Genomic DNA, 17,090 nt, shown 5'->3' with positions numbered 1-17,090 from the left:
TGTCAAAGTGGTTTTACCATGGTCAACGTGGCCGATAGTACCCACGTTAACGTGCGGTTTATTACGCTCAAATTTTTCTTTAGACATGATCGTTCCTCTAAACTAACGCTGAGTACGCGGTGGCAAGCTAACCACAGAACATTGATATGGTTGATTTAAGTAGGGTGGGGGGAAGAGAGCAGGAGCTAGCTGGCATTGTTAACCATCACTCCTAAGGATGTCGCTCTTGGTACTGCCCGAGCTATATCGGCATCTTGGAGCGGGCAGCGGGAATCGAACCCGCATCATCAGCTTGGAAGGCTGAGGTAATAGCCATTATACGATGCCCGCATTTCTCTAACCCACATAACTCAAATCGCAGAGAAAATGGTGGAGGGAGAAGGATTCGAACCTTCGAAGGCAGAGCCGTCAGATTTACAGTCTGATCCCTTTGGCCACTCGGGAACCCCTCCAGATGCCAGATTGTCACAGCGGTAATTCTGCTTGCACCCGCTGTTTTATCGTTTTTTGCGCAGCAAATAGACGACAGACATCTAAGCGTCGCGCATTCTATTGTAAGGATTTAGGGGATGCAACCATTCAACCCAGCAAAATGGCTGTTATTAGCGTCATGTTGGCAAAAAACTGAATGAATTCAACCTAGCTAGCCGCATCCCTTGTCGCTCTCTCACCCTTGGTGTATGGTCGCCGTGCCCAAAAAACAGTGATGACACCATGACGACAGAGCATAACCCCTATCTGCAATTCACCCGCGAACAATGGGCGTTATTGCGCGATTCGGTCCCCCTGACCCTGACCGAACACGACCTGCAAACTCTGCGTGGGATCAACGAACAGGTGTCATTGCAGGAAGTAGAAGCGATCTATTTACCGCTTTCGCGCCTGCTTAATCTCTACGTTAAAGCCAAACAACGGCGTAGTCGGGTGCTAGAGCAGTTTCTCGGCCAGTCCCGCGGTAAGGGCACTTACATCATCAGCATCGCTGGCAGCGTGGCGGGGGGCAAAAGTACCACAGCTCGTATTTTACAGGCCCTGCTGGAGCGCTGGCCGGAGCACCCACGGGTAGAGCTGGTCACCACTGACGGTTTTCTCTATCCCAACAAGGTGCTGGAAGAGCGCGGCCTGATGCGCCGTAAAGGGTTCCCAGAATCCTACAATATCCGTCACCTAGTCGAGTTCGTTGCCAACATCCGGGCTGGGCACGAGAAGGTCGAGGCGCCGGTCTACTCTCACCTTATCTACGACATCATCCCAGATGAAAAGAAGGTGGTGGAGCAGCCGGATATCCTGATTTTGGAGGGGCTCAATGTGCTGCAAAGCGGTATGGACTATCCCCAGGAGCCACACAGGGTCTTCGTGTCGGACTTCGTCGACTTCTCCATTTATGTGGATGCCGATGCCGAGTTACTGCGTACTTGGTATGTCGAGCGTTTCCTCAAGTTCAGAAGCGGCGCCTTCTCTGACCCCGATTCCTATTTCCACCACTATGCCAAGCTGGCAGAAAGTGAAGCAAGCAAGATTGCCAACACCATTTGGCAAGACATCAACTATGTGAACCTACAAGAAAACATTCTGCCCACTCGTGAGCGAGCCAACCTAATCATGACCAAAGGCCGCCATCACGCGATTGAGCAGCTAAAGCTACGCAAGTAGCGCACCGCCTAATTTGCTCTTTGCCATTGTTAATGAGGCGTCAAACACCTTGTGGCCACACTTGCTTAACCCAATTAGCGATCGCAGGGACGATGGACTCAGGGTCTAGTTGGCTCATATCTTCTAGGTGATCGCTCTCTTCTGGCGGGCTAAATGCAAGATGTCGCCCTTCACTGTTGAGCGGCCTCCAACGTAGTGGTGTGGCTGAACGGCGCATCGGGAAAAAGCCAACAGTTGGCACATCCAACGCGCCGGCGATATGCAGCGGCCCTGTGCTGCCTGCAATAAACAGGGCTGCATTAGCTAACACCTGACAGAACATCGGCAAGCCGTCATTGGAACGATAAATCCAGCCGTTACCGCCATGAGCCAGTAGCTCGGCAGCGAGCTGCTCAGCCATTTGTTCTTCTCCTGGCCCGGCCGTCAGCACACATTGCAACGCGGGATAAGCCTTATTCAACTTGATGATGATCCGAGCATATTGTGCGATGGAAAGGTTGTTGGCGGAGCCGCCGCTACCGGCATGCACCATCAGCCAAGGACGGCCAACATCGAGCTTAAGCTTGGCTGCCAGCTGCTCACGGACCTGCAACAAGGTCTCGTCAGCGAACCGCAGGAAAGGTGTCAGGGGCTCCACCACAGCGACCTGCTGATCGGCCAAGAAGCGGCGGATCAGTTCAAGGTTGTACTCCGATTCTGGTTTTTGCGAGCGTGAACGCCGCTGCACTACCCGCTGGTTATAAAGGACTTGAGCCAGCTTAGTCGCAGGCGCTAACCGATATGGAATGCGCGCCTGCCACATCAGCATGGCATTGCGAGAGTTGGAGAAAAGGCAAATGGCTGCATCAAAGACCGCCGCTTTGATCTGGGCAAGCAGTGCTCGTTGCGCCAGTTTATCGGCCCGGACACCGGGGTCGATGATCACCTCGTCGATCCAAGGGCAGAGCCTAGCCAGCGGCGCAGTATAAGCAGGAACGAGGGCGGTCACGTGGCACGCCATTGAGCCTTTGAGCATGGCAAAACTCGGCCAAGCAAGCATAAAATCACCGATTTTGTCATTGCGAACCACCAAAATACGTTTCATAAAAATCCCTTTGCTCTCGGTCACCCATCCCAAGAGCCTTGCTGCGCGATGGGCGTATTCTTGCCTGATGCGTCGCTATTCTCAAGCAAAGGTGCCCGCCGCCACGGATTTTCCCTGCATGCGGCAGTACTGCAAATAGATGGGCAGACTCTATAATGCGGCCATTGTGTCAAGCTGCAGGAGCCTCAACATGACGACAAGGGTCATCTATCCCGGAACGTTCGATCCTATTACTAATGGTCACACCGACTTGATTTGCCGTGCTGCAAAGTTATTTGACCACGTGGTCGTCGGGGTCGCCAACAGCCCAAGTAAGCGCCCCCTGTTCGACCTAGCAGAACGAGTAGCGTTAGTGCAGCACGTCACCAGCCAGTTAACCAACGTTAGCGTGGTCGGCTTCTCCGGCTTATTGGTGGACTTTGCCAAGGCGCAGCAGGCTAATGTCTTGATCCGTGGCTTGCGGGCGGTCTCTGATTTCGAATATGAATTTCAGTTGGCCAACATGAATCGCCACCTGATGCCCACCCTAGAGAGCGTGTTCCTGACCCCAGCCCAGGAGAACTCCTTCATATCGTCCACCTTGGTAAAAGAGGTGGCACTACATGGCGGTGATATTCAGCCGTTCGTCGCCGCTGTCGTCGCGCAGGCCATTACTGCCAAGCTGCAACCCTGAACGTCAGGTGCACGACTGATGAGTAGGTGAGTAGGCCATACCAACTAAATACACAGTGGTATGGCCCATCAGGTCAACGCTGGCAGTGGGAGCAAAATACCGTGGTTCGCTGCCCTATTTTCACCTCTGTCAGCAAGGTTTGGCAGTGGTAACAGGGTTGACCACCACGGCCATACACCTGCAACTGCTGAACGAAATAGCCCGGCTTGCCATCAGCGCTGGTGAAATCCTTAAGGGTGGTGCCGCCTTGGCGGATCGCCTCGGCCAGTACCCGCTTGATCTCGGCCACCAAGGTTGCCAGCCGCTCACCACTGATATTGCCCGCCGCCCGTTTGGGGTGAATGCCGGCAGCATAGAGCGCCTCGTTGGCATAGATATTGCCCACCCCGACCACCACCTGATTGTCCATCAGGAACTGTTTGATGGCGGTGCTGCGCCCCTTGGTGCGCCCCTGCAGGTAATCGGCATTAAAGGCATCGGTAAGCGGCTCGGGCCCCAGCTTGGCCAACAGCGCGTGAGCTTCGGCCGGTTCACGGGTCCAGAGCAGGGCGCCGAAACGGCGCGGATCATTGAGCCGCAGCAGCTTGCCATTGGCCAGCTCGATATCCACGTGGTCGTGCTTCTCGGCCGGGGTGCCAATATCCAGCACCCGCAGGCTACCTGACATCCCCAGATGAAGGATGGCGGTGCCAAAATCGGTCTCCAGCAGCAGGTATTTGGCACGACGCCGCACCCGATGGATCACCAACTCCACCAGCTCCTGAATTTCACCGGGGATCGGCCAGCGCAGGCGGCCATCCCGCACCACCACCCGCGTCACCTTGATACCGGTGAGCCAGGGGGAGATCCCCTGTCGGCTAACTTCTACTTCTGGCAACTCAGGCATAGCGCTGTTCCATATCAAAGGTCACGGGGTTGGCCGCAGTAGATCGCGATACTGCTCGGCGCTTAATGAAAGCCACATTCCTGATGGGAGCTGAGCACTATAGTGGCCATCGTTCTGATAAAGGCCTATTTCGACAGGGTCAGCCTGTCCTGCAATCCATATCTTGATGGTCACCGGCATCCCACGCCCCGCCTCGCCAGGCGACAGTAACCAGCCCTGCCAACGTGCAATGCGCTCTGCTAACTGGCTGCTGTCAAGCCCCAGATCCGGCCCACTACGCCAACCCTGACCAATCCGTTCGATTTGCCAGCTTGGCCCCTGCCAAGTAAGCACTACGGCCTCTTCGGGCAGCAACGGCCGTGGTCGCTTAACGCTATTTTCCTGCTGAGCGGTTTCCATTCGATGCAGCAGAGTGATGACAATCAGCACCACCACGATGATCACGTTATTCCAGCCTTTACGGCTCAGTTTGAACATAGCGAACCTCCCTTCGAGCTGGTAGTGTACTGAATTTTAGGCATAAAAAAACCCAGCTCAAGGCTGGGTTTTTACAACAAAACCAAGTGATTACTTGATTTTGCCTTCTTTGTAGATCACATGCTGACGAACAACGGGATCAAACTTTTTGATCTCCATTTTTTCGGGCATGGTGCGCTTATTCTTGGTAGTGGTATAGAAGTGACCAGTACCGGCGCTGGAGTTCAGGCGAATTTTCTCGCGAATACCTTTAGCCATGATCTAATTCCTTATACCTTAACACCGCTGGCGCGCAGTTCAGCCAGAACCACTTCAACGCCACGCTTGTCGATAATACGCATGCCTTTTGCGGATACGCGCAGGCTTACGAAGCGTTTTTCACTCTCAACCCAAAAACGGTGAGTGTGCAGGTTCGGCAGAAAACGACGCTTGGTAGCGTTGTTAGCGTGCGAACGGTTGTTACCAACTGCCGGGCGCTTGCCGGTTACTTGGCATACTCTAGACATGTCAGTCTCTCCAAATCTTACTTCATTGCTCGAGCAAATATCTGCCCCGCTGGCCTTCGATTGCGGGGCAAACAGAAGGCGGCATTTTATACAGCATTCGTGATCAAAGATCAACTAATACGGCACCAAGGCACAGTTATAGCCAACCGCGCTCGGCGAAAGAAACCGTAATGCCATCACCGATCACCATGTGATCCAGCACTCTTATATCGATCAGGGCCAAGGCAGCCGTGATCCGATCCGTGATCTGGCGGTCGGCCCTACTGGGCTCGGCAACGCCGGACGGGTGATTATGCGCCAGAATCACTGCCGCTGCATTATGTTTGAGGGCGATCTGCACGATTTCTCTGGGCCAAACAGTGGCCGAATCAATCGTACCGAAAAAAAGCTCAACAAATTGAATGACTCTGTGCTGATTATCGAGCAGCAACAGCGCAAAGACTTCACGCGGCCGATCCCGTAACTGAGCTTGTAGATAGCACCGCGTAAGGTGGGGCGAGGTGAGGGCATCTCCTCGTTGCAGCTGCTCAGCCAAATGACGCTTCCCCATCTCCAACACCGCTTGCAACTGCACATACTTAGCAGGGCCCAAGCCATATGCTGCGCAGAAGGTACGTTGATCCGCGCCGAGCAGGGCACGCAGTGAACCAAACTGGCCCAACAGCTGGCGCGAAAGATCCACCGCACTCAGTCCACTCACCCCCGTGCGCAAAAAAATAGCCAATAGCTCGGCATCGGATAGCGCCTCTGCCCCTTGGTGTAGCAGCTTCTCCCGTGGTCTTTCATCCTCTGGCCACTCTTTGATGCTCATTCGCTTGCCCCTCTATGCGCAATGTTGACAAAAAACATAGCAAAATTATGGGGACCCCAGACTGACTCCCTTGATTTCATCACCCTGTTGCCATCTGGCAGCTGTGTTATCTTAGCCAGCCCATCACAGTGAGCCGGATGAGAGATACAGCAGATGAGATTGGCCGATAAACGCATCCTATTAGGTGTTAGCGGTGGTATCGCCGCCTACAAAAGTGCCGAGCTGGTACGTCGTCTGAAAGATCAGGGGGCTGACGTGCGAGTGGTGATGACCCACTCAGCCAAAGAATTCATCACCCCGCTCACCCTGCAGGCAGTCTCAGCCAATCCGGTGGCGGATAGTTTGTTAGATCCCGCCGCAGAAGCGGGTATGGGCCATATCGAACTCGCCAAATGGGCGGATCTCATCCTGATCGCCCCTGCCAGTGCCAACCTGATGGCACGGATGGCTGCCGGCATGGCCGACGAGCTGCTGACCACCCTCTGTCTGGCAACCCCCGCGCCCATCGCACTGGCACCCGCCATGAACCAGCAGATGTATCTCAACGCTGCCACCCAAGCCAACCTCAATACCCTCGCTAGCCGCGGCATTCTGCTGTGGGGGCCTGCTGCCGGCAGTCAGGCTTGTGGTGATGTCGGGCCTGGTCGGATGCTGGAGCCCCTCGAGCTGGTCGAACGCTGCTGCCAGCAGCTGGCTGCCGAGCCATTGCTGGCGGGCGTCCGACTGCTACTGACCGCAGGTCCCACCCGCGAAGCGCTGGACCCCGTGCGCTACATCAGCAACCACAGCTCCGGCAAGATGGGCTACGCCATCGCCCGTGCCGCCCGTGAAGCGGGAGCCGAAGTCACATTGGTGAGCGGTCCGGTGGCTCTGACGACGCCTGCTGACGTTACCCGTGTCGATGTGGAGAGCGCTGAGCAGATGCATCAGGTGGTGATGAGTCGGGTCGGCGAGTGTGACCTGTTCATCGGCTGCGCGGCGGTTGCCGATTACCGCCCCGAGCAGGTGGCCAGCCAGAAAATCAAGAAGATCGGCGACAACGACCAGATGGTGGTGAAGCTGGTGAAGAACCCCGACATCATCGCTGCCGTTGGCGCACTATCAGCTAAACCCTTCACGGTCGGGTTTGCCGCCGAAACCGTGGATGTGGAACAATACGCCCTCGACAAATTGCAGCGTAAGCGGCTGGACATGATCGCCGCCAACGATGTATCCCGAGAGGGGCAGGGCTTTAACACCGATGACAACGCCCTGACCGTGTTCTGGCAAGGGGGTCAAGCGCCGCTACCGCTAGCCGATAAGCTGACACTAGCGCGTCAGCTCATCGCTCTGATTGCACGCCACTACCGACGCTGAGCATCCTAAGCAAACAATAACCATGATGCCCCGCCTTGCCGAACCACGCAGGGCATCGCCCCAAAATCTAACGAAAAAGCGATTCATGACCACACAAATTGAACTGAAGATTCTGGACGCCCGTATTGGCACCGACTACCCACTGCCCGCCTACGCCACCCCTGGTTCTGCGGGGATGGACCTGCGCGCCCTGCTGGATGCCCCCCTGACCTTGGCGCCGGGCGATACCACCTTGGTACCAACAGGCTTGGCTATCCATATTCAGGACCCGACACTGTGCGCTACCATCCTGCCCCGCTCCGGTCTTGGCCATAAACACGGCATCGTACTCGGTAACCTAGTCGGTCTTATCGACTCTGACTATCAGGGACAATTAATGGTCTCGGTGTGGAACCGTGGTAAAGATGAGTTCACCATGCAGCCCGGTGAGCGTATCGCCCAGCTGGTGATCATGCCGGTAGTGCAGGCGAGCTTCCAACTGGTCGATGAGTTCAACCAAAGCGAACGGGGTGAAGGCGGCTTTGGTTCTTCTGGTCGCCAGTAACAGGCCACATCAGCTCGCGTGGCAGTGCCAAACAATAGATTCAAGCCATTGTTTTTTTAGGGGAATTCATGGCCAGCAGTAATCAGAAACAGAGTCGACGCGATCAAATCCTGCAAGCTCTCGCTCATATGTTGGAAACCAGTCCTGGGCAACGTATCACCACCGCACGCTTGGCGGCAGAGGTCGGCGTCTCAGAAGCTGCCCTCTATCGACATTTTCCCAGCAAGGCGCGGATGTTCGAGGGGTTGATCGACTTTATCGAGGATTCCCTGCTGTCACGGGTCAACCTGATCATGGCGGAAGAGAAGGACACCATGGCCCGCTGCCATCACATCCTGCAGCTGCTCCTGGTGTTTGCCGAGCGCAATCCTGGCATCACCCGTATCCTCAACGGTGACGCCCTACTGGGTGAGCACGATCGGCTGCGGGATCGCATCAGCATCCTGTTCGACAAGCTGGAGACCCAGATCAAGCAGGTACTGCGCGAGAAGCGGCTACGGGAAGGGCAGGGCTTCCAGCTCGACGAGACCATGCTGGCTAACCTGCTACTGGCCTACACCGAGGGGCGCATCAGCCAATTTGTCCGCTCCGAGTTTAAACTCAAGCCCACCGCTGGCTTTGAAGATCAGTGGCAATTTATCCGCAGCCAGCTGCTGCAAAGCTGATCCATACTGGTTAATGCAGGAAGGGGGGCCTTGGCCTCCCTCACTTTTTGTGGCAGCGTTTGCTGGTAGCAAAAAGCGCCATACGTAACCCTTTTGTCTTGCTGCCATGTTAAATTGACCTACCATCCACGTTCAGAATCGACAGGACCTTCTATGGAACCAGAAATCATTACCGAAGCGCAGACTTGGCTGACCAACAATCAGGGACTATTGATCGAGTACGGCGTCAATATCGCCGCAGCATTAGTGACGGTGCTGGTCGGCTATATTGTCGCCAACCTCATCAGCAGCGGCGTGATCAAAGTGATGCAGGCTCGCAAGCTAGACGCCACCGTCACTCACTTTGTTGGCAGCATTCTTAAATACGCCATCTTGGTCTTCGTGGTGATCGCCGCGCTCGGCCGAGTCGGCGTACAGACCGCCTCGTTTGTCGCCATTATCGGTGCCGCCGGTCTGGCCATCGGTCTGGCGCTGCAGGGGTCGCTCTCCAACTTCGCCGCCGGCTTCCTGCTGATCATCTTCCGCCCCATTAAGGCGGGCGAGTTTATCGAAGTCGCCGGCACCGCCGGTGTGGTGCAGTCCGTTCAGCTCTTTACCACCACCCTCACCTCCGGTGACAACAAGATGGTGGTGGTCCCTAACTCCGCCATTCTCAATGGCACCATCGTCAACTACTCACGCATGGAAACCCGCCGTGTCGACATGACCTTCGGCATCGGCTATGGCTCAGACCTGCGCAAAGCCAAACTGATTTTAGAGCGCTTGGTTAGTGAAGAGCCGCGCATCCTCAAAGACCCAGCAGCCACCATCGCCGTCGCCGCGCTGGCCGACTCCTCGGTCAATATCGTGGTGCGTCCTTGGGTGAAAACCGGTGATTACTGGGGTGTCTGGTTTGACTTCCATGAGAAGGTAAAGCTGGCCTTTGACGCCGAAGGGGTCGAGATTCCCTTCCCACAGGTGGTGATGCACATGCAGAAGCCGTAAGCGTTAACACGGTACTGCAGCAACGACAATGCCAGCCTTCGGGCTGGCATTGTCGTTGCTGGCCCCGCCCCTGGATCGTGCCGCTGGATAACCAAGCTAACCAGATGCAAACAATTTCAGACCATCGGGGTGGCCCCCATCATGCGCAATCGCAAGATCCGCCTTACTTGCGTGACTCATAATGCCAAGATGCGGGTTGGATGCTCCCGACCGTGACCCTGTGCGGTAAAAGACAATCGGTAAAAATCTGTTACATGGACCATCCCCTCCTCTCGGTATAATGTTCGCATAGTAAGGTTTGGCGGGACCTTGCCTGCAAGGTTCAAACATAACTTGGCATTTCAGGAACCCTATGAAAAATATCAACCCAACCCAAACCCAGGCCTGGCAAGCACTGGAAGCCCACTTTGCAGCAAACAAAGCGACTCAGCTCAAGGAGCTGTTCGCGCAGGACCCAGCACGCTTTGACAAGTTTTCCCTCACCTATCAAAGCGACATTCTGGTTGATTACTCCAAGAACCTGATCACCGAGGAAACCCTCACGTTGCTGATTGATCTGGCTAACCAGACCGATCTACGCAGCGCGATCGATGCCATGTTCAATGGTGACAAGATCAACCTGACCGAAGGCCGCTCGGTGCTGCACGTGGCCCTGCGTAACCGCTCCGACCGCCCCATCGAGTGCGATGGCAAGGATGTGATGCCGGAAGTAAACGCCGTGCTAGCCAAGATGAAGGGCTTCTGCGAGAAGATCATCTCCGGCGAATGGAGAGGCTACACCGGCAAAGCGATCCAGCACGTGGTCAACATCGGTATCGGTGGCTCTGATCTCGGCCCGGTGATGATCACCGAGGCACTGCGCCCCTACAAAAACCACCTGCAGATGCACTTCGTCTCCAACGTCGATGGCACCCACATCGCCGAAACCCTGAAGAAGATCGATCCAGAAACCACCCTGTTCCTAGTGGCCTCCAAGACCTTCACCACTCAGGAGACCATGACCAACGCCCTGACCGCCCGCGACTGGTTCATCAACATCGCCGGTGACAAGGCCCACGTTGCCAAGCACTTCGCTGCACTCTCCACCAATGGCAAGGCAGTGGCCGAGTTCGGCATCGACACCAACAACATGTTCGAGTTCTGGGACTGGGTTGGCGGCCGCTACTCCTCCTGGTCTGCCATCGGCATGCCCATCGCCCTGTCCGTCGGTTTCGACAACTTCGAAGCCCTGCTGCAAGGCGCCTTCGAGATGGACATGCACTTCGCCACGGCTTCCTATGAGCAGAACGTGCCGGTGCTGCTGGCGCTGATTGGCCTGTGGTACAACAACTTCTACGGTGCCGAGTCCGAAGCCATTCTGCCGTACGACCAGTACATGCACCGCTTCCCTGCCTATTTCCAGCAGGGCAACATGGAATCCAACGGCAAGCAGGTGGATCGTAACGGCAAGCCGGTTGACTACCAGACGGGCCCCATCATCTGGGGTGAGCCGGGCACCAACGGCCAGCACGCCTTCTACCAGCTGATCCACCAGGGCACCAAGCTGATCCCCTGTGACTTCCTGGCACCGGCCATCAGCCACAATCCGATCGGTGACCACCACCCGAAACTGCTGGCCAACTTCTTCGCCCAGACCGAAGCGCTGGCCTTTGGCAAGAGCAAGGAAGAAGTTGAAGCCGAATTCTTGGCGGCTGGCAAAACCCTGGAGCAGGTCAAGGACTTGGTGCCGTTCAAAGTGTTCGAAGGCAACCGCCCAACCAACTCCATCCTGTTCAAGAGCCTGACCCCGAAAACCCTAGGCGCCCTGATTGCCATCTACGAACACAAGATCTTTGTACAAGGTGCAATCTGGAACATCTTCTCCTTCGACCAGTGGGGGGTGGAGCTGGGCAAACAGCTGGCCAACCAGATCCTGCCGGAGCTTGGCAACGACACCACGGTCACCAGCCACGACAGCTCCACCAACGGCTTGATCAACACCTGGAAAGCGTGGAAAGCCTGATTCATCTACCTTTTCTACACGCAAAAGCCCCGCTCGATGAGCGGGGCTTTTGCTTCAGGAGGGCCGGATAGTGAGGCGATTTGATGCGAGTTAGTCGCCCCGTCGTAAAGAGATTTCACCACCCAGATAGTATTTGATCCCTTCGTCTGTCTCCAATCGCAGCGCGCCACGATCGTCGATACCGCGCGCTACTCCACGTATCTCCTGATCGCCCATCAATAGCCTGACCGGGCGACCGGCAAAGTGATCGAGTTGATTCCAAGCCGCCACGAAGCTGGTTAAACCACTTTGCTCAAAGGTTTGCATCGCCTGCTGCAGGTAGATCATGGTACGGGCCGCAAGTTGGTTGCGGTCCACCAGCTCTGGATTGATGTGACGCAGCTCTGCCCACGCTTGATCGATACGCACCCCTTCTTGCTGCGGCATCGCCAAGTTCAGACCTACCCCGATCACCAAATTACAGCTAGCGCCAGCACTGCCGCTCATCTCCACCAGAATACCGGCCAGTTTGCGGCCCTGATAATAGAGATCGTTGGGCCACTTGAGCTCAACCCCCGGGTAACCGAGGGATGTGAGAGCCTGCACGACGGCAACCCCGACCGCCAAACTGAGCCCCATGGCCGCCGCCATCCCCTGCTCCAGCCGCCAATACATGCTCAGCAGCAGCTGACAGCCAAACGGCGAGACCCAAGGCTTACCCCGACGCCCACGGCCTGCTGTCTGACTCTCAGCCAGACAGCACTCCCCCGAGGTCAGGGTACTGACCCGATCGAGCAGAAACTGGTTGGTCGAGCCAATGATGGGAAAACAGTGGACGGGGGCCATGGGGGCCAGCACTTGCAGTTGCTGCTGATCGTAGAGCGCCATCGGTACTGCCAGTCGGTAGCCTTTTCCCGTCAGGCTGAACAGATCCAGTCCCAACCCTTTAAGTGCAGCCATGTGCTTGCTGACCGCCGCACGGCTGATGCCAAGTTGCTCACCGAGTTGTTCACCGGAATGGAACTGGCCATCGCTCAGCAAGGTGAGCAGGGTTTGCCGGATGGGAGTCAGGGTCATGCCAGCACCTCATCGAGCTGGGTTTCCCCGTGCAGCCCCATAAAGCGCACTTCATGCTCTAGCACCACCCCAAACCGCTGCTCGACGGTGTCACGAACGTGAGCGGCTAGCGCGATCAGCTCCATGGCACTGGCGCCTCCCAAATTCACCAACACCAGCGCTTGCTGCTGATGAACGGCGGCGCGACCAATGGTAAAACCCTTCAGGCCACACTGATCGATCAACCAGCCCGCCGCCAATTTGGTAGAACCTTGCGCCGCGGGATAACAAGGTAGCGTGGGGTACCGCTGCTTGAGTTGCTCGGCCAGTTGCGTCGACACCACTGGGTTTTTGAAAAAGCTGCCCGCATTACCCAATACCGCAGGATCAGGCAGTTTGGCCATCCGGGTTGCGCATACGGTATCGAAAATAGCCTGTGCCGACGGCTGCTCGCCGAGCGCCGCCAATGGTCCATACCCCACCACCGGTTGCCAGGCTTTGGGCAAGGTAAAACCGACGGCGGTAATGAGGTGGGAATCCTGATACTCGTGTTTGAAGATACTATCGCGATAACCGAACCGACATTGGGCCGCCGTTATCCGCTCAACTGCACCGCTGTGCCAATTGAAGGCATCGACGTAGCAGCAAAAATTTGCCAACTCCACCCCATAGGCGCCGATGTTCTGCACTGGGGCCGCCCCGACCGTGCCGGGGATCAGCGCTAAATTCTCCAAACCATGCCACCCCTGCTGCAGAGCATGGTGCACCAGCTGGTGCCACTCCTCCCCCGCTGCCACATGGAGCAACCAGTGATCGCCTGCGTCTTGTACCGTCATACCTTTAAGGCGATTGAGGATCACCAAGCCAAGAAAATCAGAGGTAAACAACACATTGCTGCCCCCGCCCAGCACCAAGCGTGGCAGGGCACTATATTGGCTGTCCGCGTGCAGCGCAGTAAGGTCTGCGACACAGTCAATCTCTGCCAACCAGAGGGCGTGGGCATCGAGAGCGAGGGTATTAAAGGCCAGCAAGGAGGCATGGGTATTCAGTTTCATCAGCATAATTCCGGCTTGAAGCAGGGCTGCAGTCTACCCCAAGTTGGGGGGAGACGAAAAACCTGACCTCTTTGCTGACTCCGATGGCTGGTTTAGAGTAGGCCCCATCCATCGTTAAGGAATGACTCATGAATAACCAGTTTGCGGTGATTGGCCTTGGCCTGTTTGGTAGTGCATTGTGTGAAGAGCTACAGCGGCAGGATGCCGAGGTGCTGGCCATCGACATTGATGAGAGCAGAACACGCCAAATTGCCACTATTTGTAATCACGTGATCGTGGCGGATGCCACCGACGAAGCAACCGTGGCCGAGCTGGGGCTGGCTAACTTTGACATCGTCTTTGTCGCCATTGGCGATAGCCTCGAGACCAGCATTCTCACCACCCTTGTGCTCAAAGAGGCGGGCGTCAAAAAGGTATGGGTGAAAGCCCGCGATAAATTCCACGCCAAAATCTTGCAGAAAGTCGGCGCAGATAAGGTGATCAACCCCGAGTGGGACATGGGCCGCCGCGTCGCTCAAAGCATGTTTGATAACCGGCTGTTCGACTATCTGGAGCTCGGTCATAACATGGTGCTGACCGAGTTCGTGATCGGGTTGCAGCAAAACAGTCGCACCTTGGCGGATTTACACCTGCTGCAACAAAACGATTTCCAGCTACTCGCCATCAAACGCGGCGAGGTGCTGCATAACGTGTTGACCGGCAAGATGGAGCTGCAATTGGGCGACATCTTGATCTTGGCTGGCAACAAGCACGCCATCGACCACTGGCTCGAAACCCTATGATCAACTGGCGCAGCAGCTATGCGTTTGCCCTCCCCCGCGATGATCAGTCCCGTTGGAGCGAGGCCAAACTTATTCTCGGCAGTTTTCTGATCATCCTGCTGATTGGCACCCTGTTTCTGGTGCAGCCCTCTAGCCATAACGGCGAGGTCACCTTTGTCAACGCCTTGTTCACCGCCACCTCTGCCATCAGTGTGACCGGACTTGGCGTGGTCGATACCGGCACCGCCTTCACCCTACAGGGCCAGATTTTCTTGCTGATGTTGATGGAAATAGGCGGGCTTGGCCAGATGACCATGACCCTGTTGTTGATCGCCATGTTCAGTAAACGTGTTGGCTTGCGCCAACAGGTGCTCGCCAAGGAGGCGCTGGGGCAAGAGGGATCGGTCAACATCATCCAGCTGGTTAAACGCATTGTGCTGTTTGCGTTTGTCGCCCAGCTGATCGGCACCAGTATCATGGCCATTCGCTGGGTGCCTGAGATGGGCTGGGTCCACGGCCTTTACGTTAGCTTTTTCCACGCTGTTTCGGCCTTCAATAACGCCGGTTTTTCACTGTTCGCCAATAACTTGATGAGCTATCGAGACGACCCCCTTATCAGTCTGACCATCGCCGGATTGCTGATTCTGGGGGGGATTGGCTTTACCGTCATCGTGGATGTGGTGCGTAACCGTCGTTGGCGCAAGCTGAAGCTGCACAGCAAGCTGATGTTAGTCATGACCCCTGCACTGCTGCTGATCGGTACCCTGATGTTTTGGCTACTGGAGCACAACAACTCCTCCACGCTCGGTAGTACTGGGCTGTCAGGCCAATTATTAGCGGCATTTTTTCAGTCGGCGAGCGCCCGTACGGCAGGCTTTAACACCATTGATATCGGCCAGATGGTGCCCGCGTCGTTACTGTTCATGATGATGCTGATGTTTATCGGTGCGGGGGCGACCTCGACCGGTGGCGGGATTAAAGTGACCACCTTTGCCGTGGTGCTGCTGGCGACCAAAACGTTCTTGACGAAGCGGCCTCACGTCACGGCCTTTGGCCGCACGTTATCATCGCAAATTGTCACACGCTCACTGGCCATCATCATCGTCAGTGCCATGGTGCTGATGCTGGCCATGTTTATGTTGATGCTGACCGAAGATCTGCCGTTCGACAAAATCATGTTTGAGACGATTTCAGCCTTTGCCACCGTGGGCCTGTCGACCGGCATCACCGCCTCTTTGAGTGAGACCGGTAAGTTGATTCTGGTACTGGTGATGATTTGCGGCCGTCTTGGCCCGCTGACCTTGGCGTTTATGCTGGCGCGTCCGGTGGCAACGCGGATCAAGTATCCCGAAGAGGGGGTGTATACCGGCTAGCTCGGCCGCAAGCTGAGCAGCCCACTCCCCGCCGAGTGACGAGCACTGGATGCAAAAAAATACCGCCCAGTTTTGCAACTGAGCGGTATTTTCAAAATGCTGTAGAAGTAAGATTACTTCTTGGTGGTCATCGCACCGAAACGCTTGTTGAACTTGTCTACGCGGCCGCCGCTAGAAACTTCTTTCTGCTTACCGGTGTAGAACGGGTGGCACTCGGAGCATACGTCCAAGTTCAGATCTTTACCCAGGGTAGAGAAAGTGTTGATGACGTTACCGCAAGAGCACTTGGCGGTGATGGCTACGTAGTCAGGATGGATATTAGCTTTCATGGACAACCTCAATTATCAGGCCGTGTCGCTATCCGATCTCTTGTCGGACACCACACGATTGTTGAACACAGTTTCAAAGGCTGCGAATAATATAGGAAATGCCTGAGATCAGGCAAGTGGCTTCGCAGAAAAAATAGGCAACTCCTGGTGAATTGTTCCCAAACGCTGGATCTGGTTCGTGTCGCTGTCCCGGTACCGTTACGCCGTCACTTCGACTATCTCTCTCCCCTGCCGTTACCTGCCCCCGGTTGCCGGGTCGAGATCCCTTTCGGCCCACAAACCTTAGTCGGGCTGGTGGTGGATCATCCGGCCGACAGCCAGGTGCCCCACAACAAGCTCAAGCCCATCAAACGGGTATTGGACACGGCTCCGGTGCTGGGGCCGGATATTCTGGCGCTGATGAACTGGAGCGCCAGCTACTACCAGCATCCGCTGGGGGAAGTGCTGCCCCACGCCCTGCCAGTGCTGGTGCGTAAGGGGGAGCCAGCTGCTTATCGCGAGCTGGAGTTCTGGTTTGCCACCGAGGCTGGCATGGCCATCGACCTTAACAAGCTCAAGCGGGCGGCCAAGCAGCAGCAAGCGCTCGCCTTGCTGCGCAAGGGGCCGCAGACCCCTTCCGCTCTCAAGCAGGAGGAGATCCAGAGCGCCGCTCTCACTGCGCTAGAGAAGAAGGGATTTCTGGAGAAGCGCATCCTGGAGCCGAGCCACGACGGCGACTGGGCTGCCCGTTTTGAGCAGGGGTTCGAGGATGCTCAGGTAGACCTCGGTCTTGCCGGAACCGGTGATGCCATCCAGCAGAAAGGCGCCGAACTTGTCGCTCTGGCTGGTAACGGCAGAGACGGCCAATGCCTGTTCGCCGTTGAGGCGCAGCCCCTCCCCCTGCTCAAAACGGGCAG

20 protein-coding genes, 2 tRNA genes and 1 pseudogene are annotated in these 17,090 nt (G+C 56.2%); 10 read left to right on the top strand and 13 right to left on the bottom strand.

The window, feature by feature from the left end:
- From CUC53_RS08885 to CUC53_RS08875, 3 genes are all read right to left on the bottom strand, one after another.
- On the bottom strand, window positions 1-87 hold an 87-nt coding region (locus CUC53_RS08885), incomplete at its 3' end, for a GTP-binding protein (RefSeq protein WP_201796737.1).
- A 168-nt stretch (window positions 88-255) separates the two neighbouring features.
- Window positions 256-330, bottom strand: a tRNA-Gly gene (locus tag CUC53_RS08880).
- Between the two features lie 37 nt (window positions 331-367).
- Window positions 368-452 (bottom strand) — tRNA-Tyr (locus CUC53_RS08875).
- Between the two features lie 262 nt (window positions 453-714).
- On the opposite strand from CUC53_RS08875, the gene coaA reads away from it, so the two are divergent.
- Window positions 715-1,653 carry a type I pantothenate kinase gene (gene coaA / locus CUC53_RS08870; protein ID WP_100293821.1) on the top strand — a complete coding sequence of 313 codons (939 nt, stop codon included), beginning with the start codon at window positions 715-717 and terminating at the stop codon, window positions 1,651-1,653.
- A 40-nt stretch (window positions 1,654-1,693) separates the two neighbouring features.
- On the opposite strand, the gene CUC53_RS08865 is transcribed toward coaA, so the two are convergent.
- On the bottom strand, window positions 1,694-2,737 hold the full coding sequence (locus CUC53_RS08865; protein WP_100293820.1) for a glycosyltransferase family 9 protein: 1,044 nt from the start codon (window positions 2,735-2,737) through the stop codon (window positions 1,694-1,696).
- A 190-nt stretch (window positions 2,738-2,927) separates the two neighbouring features.
- On the opposite strand from CUC53_RS08865, the gene coaD reads away from it, so the two are divergent.
- Window positions 2,928-3,410 carry a pantetheine-phosphate adenylyltransferase gene (gene coaD, locus CUC53_RS08860; protein WP_100293819.1) on the top strand — a complete coding sequence of 161 codons (483 nt, stop codon included), beginning with the start codon at window positions 2,928-2,930 and terminating at the stop codon, window positions 3,408-3,410.
- Window positions 3,411-3,483: 73 nt separating this feature from the next.
- Here the strand turns inward: coaD and mutM are convergent, their stop codons facing one another.
- The 5 genes from mutM to radC form a co-directional block, all read right to left on the bottom strand.
- Window positions 3,484-4,296: a bifunctional DNA-formamidopyrimidine glycosylase/DNA-(apurinic or apyrimidinic site) lyase gene (mutM, locus tag CUC53_RS08855; protein ID WP_100293818.1), complete on the bottom strand. Its 813-nt coding sequence runs from the start codon at window positions 4,294-4,296 to the stop codon at window positions 3,484-3,486.
- Between the two features lie 21 nt (window positions 4,297-4,317).
- Complete coding sequence (locus CUC53_RS08850) at window positions 4,318-4,773, bottom strand: hypothetical protein (RefSeq protein WP_100293817.1); 456 nt, start codon at window positions 4,771-4,773, stop codon at window positions 4,318-4,320.
- 90 nt (window positions 4,774-4,863) lie between these two features.
- On the bottom strand, window positions 4,864-5,031 hold the full coding sequence (gene rpmG, locus CUC53_RS08845; protein WP_005307500.1) for a 50S ribosomal protein L33: 168 nt from the start codon (window positions 5,029-5,031) through the stop codon (window positions 4,864-4,866).
- An 11-nt stretch (window positions 5,032-5,042) separates the two neighbouring features.
- Window positions 5,043-5,279, bottom strand: coding sequence for a 50S ribosomal protein L28 (gene rpmB, locus CUC53_RS08840; protein ID WP_005307492.1), 237 nt, complete (start codon window positions 5,277-5,279; stop codon window positions 5,043-5,045).
- 136 nt (window positions 5,280-5,415) lie between these two features.
- Window positions 5,416-6,090 (bottom strand): RadC family protein, encoded by a 675-nt coding sequence (radC, locus tag CUC53_RS08835; protein ID WP_100293816.1) that lies wholly within the window; start codon window positions 6,088-6,090, stop codon window positions 5,416-5,418.
- A 153-nt stretch (window positions 6,091-6,243) separates the two neighbouring features.
- Between radC and coaBC the strand changes: the two genes are divergently transcribed.
- From coaBC to pgi, 5 genes are all read left to right on the top strand, one after another.
- Complete coding sequence (gene coaBC, locus CUC53_RS08830) at window positions 6,244-7,446, top strand: bifunctional phosphopantothenoylcysteine decarboxylase/phosphopantothenate--cysteine ligase CoaBC (RefSeq protein ID WP_100293815.1); 1,203 nt, start codon at window positions 6,244-6,246, stop codon at window positions 7,444-7,446.
- Window positions 7,447-7,531: 85 nt separating this feature from the next.
- Window positions 7,532-7,990 carry a dUTP diphosphatase gene (gene dut, locus CUC53_RS08825; RefSeq protein ID WP_100293814.1) on the top strand — a complete coding sequence of 153 codons (459 nt, stop codon included), beginning with the start codon at window positions 7,532-7,534 and terminating at the stop codon, window positions 7,988-7,990.
- A 68-nt stretch (window positions 7,991-8,058) separates the two neighbouring features.
- Window positions 8,059-8,655: a nucleoid occlusion factor SlmA gene (gene slmA / locus CUC53_RS08820; protein WP_005339495.1), complete on the top strand. Its 597-nt coding sequence runs from the start codon at window positions 8,059-8,061 to the stop codon at window positions 8,653-8,655.
- 153 nt (window positions 8,656-8,808) lie between these two features.
- A complete protein-coding gene (locus tag CUC53_RS08815; protein ID WP_100293813.1) occupies window positions 8,809-9,639 on the top strand; it encodes a mechanosensitive ion channel domain-containing protein in 831 nt (276 codons plus the stop codon).
- A 352-nt stretch (window positions 9,640-9,991) separates the two neighbouring features.
- The gene (pgi, locus tag CUC53_RS08810) at window positions 9,992-11,641 is read left to right on the top strand and encodes a glucose-6-phosphate isomerase (protein WP_100293812.1); all 1,650 of its coding nucleotides are present in this window, start codon (window positions 9,992-9,994) and stop codon (window positions 11,639-11,641) included.
- Window positions 11,642-11,731: 90 nt separating this feature from the next.
- Here pgi and birA read toward each other — a convergent pair whose 3' ends face one another.
- Together birA and murB are read right to left on the bottom strand one after the other, a co-directional pair.
- Window positions 11,732-12,697 carry a bifunctional biotin--[acetyl-CoA-carboxylase] ligase/biotin operon repressor BirA gene (gene birA, locus CUC53_RS08805; RefSeq protein ID WP_100293811.1) on the bottom strand — a complete coding sequence of 322 codons (966 nt, stop codon included), beginning with the start codon at window positions 12,695-12,697 and terminating at the stop codon, window positions 11,732-11,734.
- Window positions 12,694-13,731 carry a UDP-N-acetylmuramate dehydrogenase gene (gene murB / locus CUC53_RS08800; protein ID WP_100293810.1) on the bottom strand — a complete coding sequence of 346 codons (1,038 nt, stop codon included), beginning with the start codon at window positions 13,729-13,731 and terminating at the stop codon, window positions 12,694-12,696. The genes birA and murB overlap by 4 nt, the downstream gene beginning before the upstream one ends.
- A 128-nt stretch (window positions 13,732-13,859) precedes the next feature.
- On the opposite strand from murB, the gene CUC53_RS08795 reads away from it, so the two are divergent.
- Together CUC53_RS08795 and CUC53_RS08790 are read left to right on the top strand one after the other, a co-directional pair.
- Window positions 13,860-14,513 carry a potassium channel family protein gene (locus CUC53_RS08795; protein WP_100293809.1) on the top strand — a complete coding sequence of 218 codons (654 nt, stop codon included), beginning with the start codon at window positions 13,860-13,862 and terminating at the stop codon, window positions 14,511-14,513.
- Window positions 14,510-15,865: a TrkH family potassium uptake protein gene (locus CUC53_RS08790; protein WP_100293808.1), complete on the top strand. Its 1,356-nt coding sequence runs from the start codon at window positions 14,510-14,512 to the stop codon at window positions 15,863-15,865. The genes CUC53_RS08795 and CUC53_RS08790 overlap by 4 nt, the downstream gene beginning before the upstream one ends.
- Window positions 15,866-15,978: 113 nt before the next feature.
- Here CUC53_RS08790 and rpmE read toward each other — a convergent pair whose 3' ends face one another.
- Entirely contained in the window at window positions 15,979-16,194 is a 216-nt protein-coding gene (gene rpmE / locus CUC53_RS08785) for a 50S ribosomal protein L31 (RefSeq protein ID WP_100293807.1), read from the bottom strand.
- A gap of 147 nt (window positions 16,195-16,341) precedes the next feature.
- Here rpmE and CUC53_RS19500 point away from each other — a divergent pair.
- Window positions 16,342-16,936 (top strand): annotated as a pseudogene (locus tag CUC53_RS19500) (primosomal protein N' family DNA-binding protein); the annotation flags it as partial.
- Here CUC53_RS19500 and CUC53_RS19570 read toward each other — a convergent pair.
- Entirely contained in the window at window positions 16,855-17,040 is a 186-nt protein-coding gene (locus tag CUC53_RS19570; protein ID WP_420808054.1) for a hypothetical protein, read from the bottom strand. The pseudogene CUC53_RS19500 and the gene CUC53_RS19570 sit on opposite strands and share 82 nt — an antisense overlap.
- Between the last annotated feature and the right edge of the window lie 50 nt (window positions 17,041-17,090).

It is taken from the genome of Aeromonas cavernicola, assembly GCF_002795305.1.
GTDB classification, from domain to species: domain Bacteria; phylum Pseudomonadota; class Gammaproteobacteria; order Enterobacterales; family Aeromonadaceae; genus Aeromonas; species Aeromonas cavernicola.
Note: the sequence above shows the minus strand (reverse complement) of the source record. Positions and strands in the feature narration are given on the sequence as shown.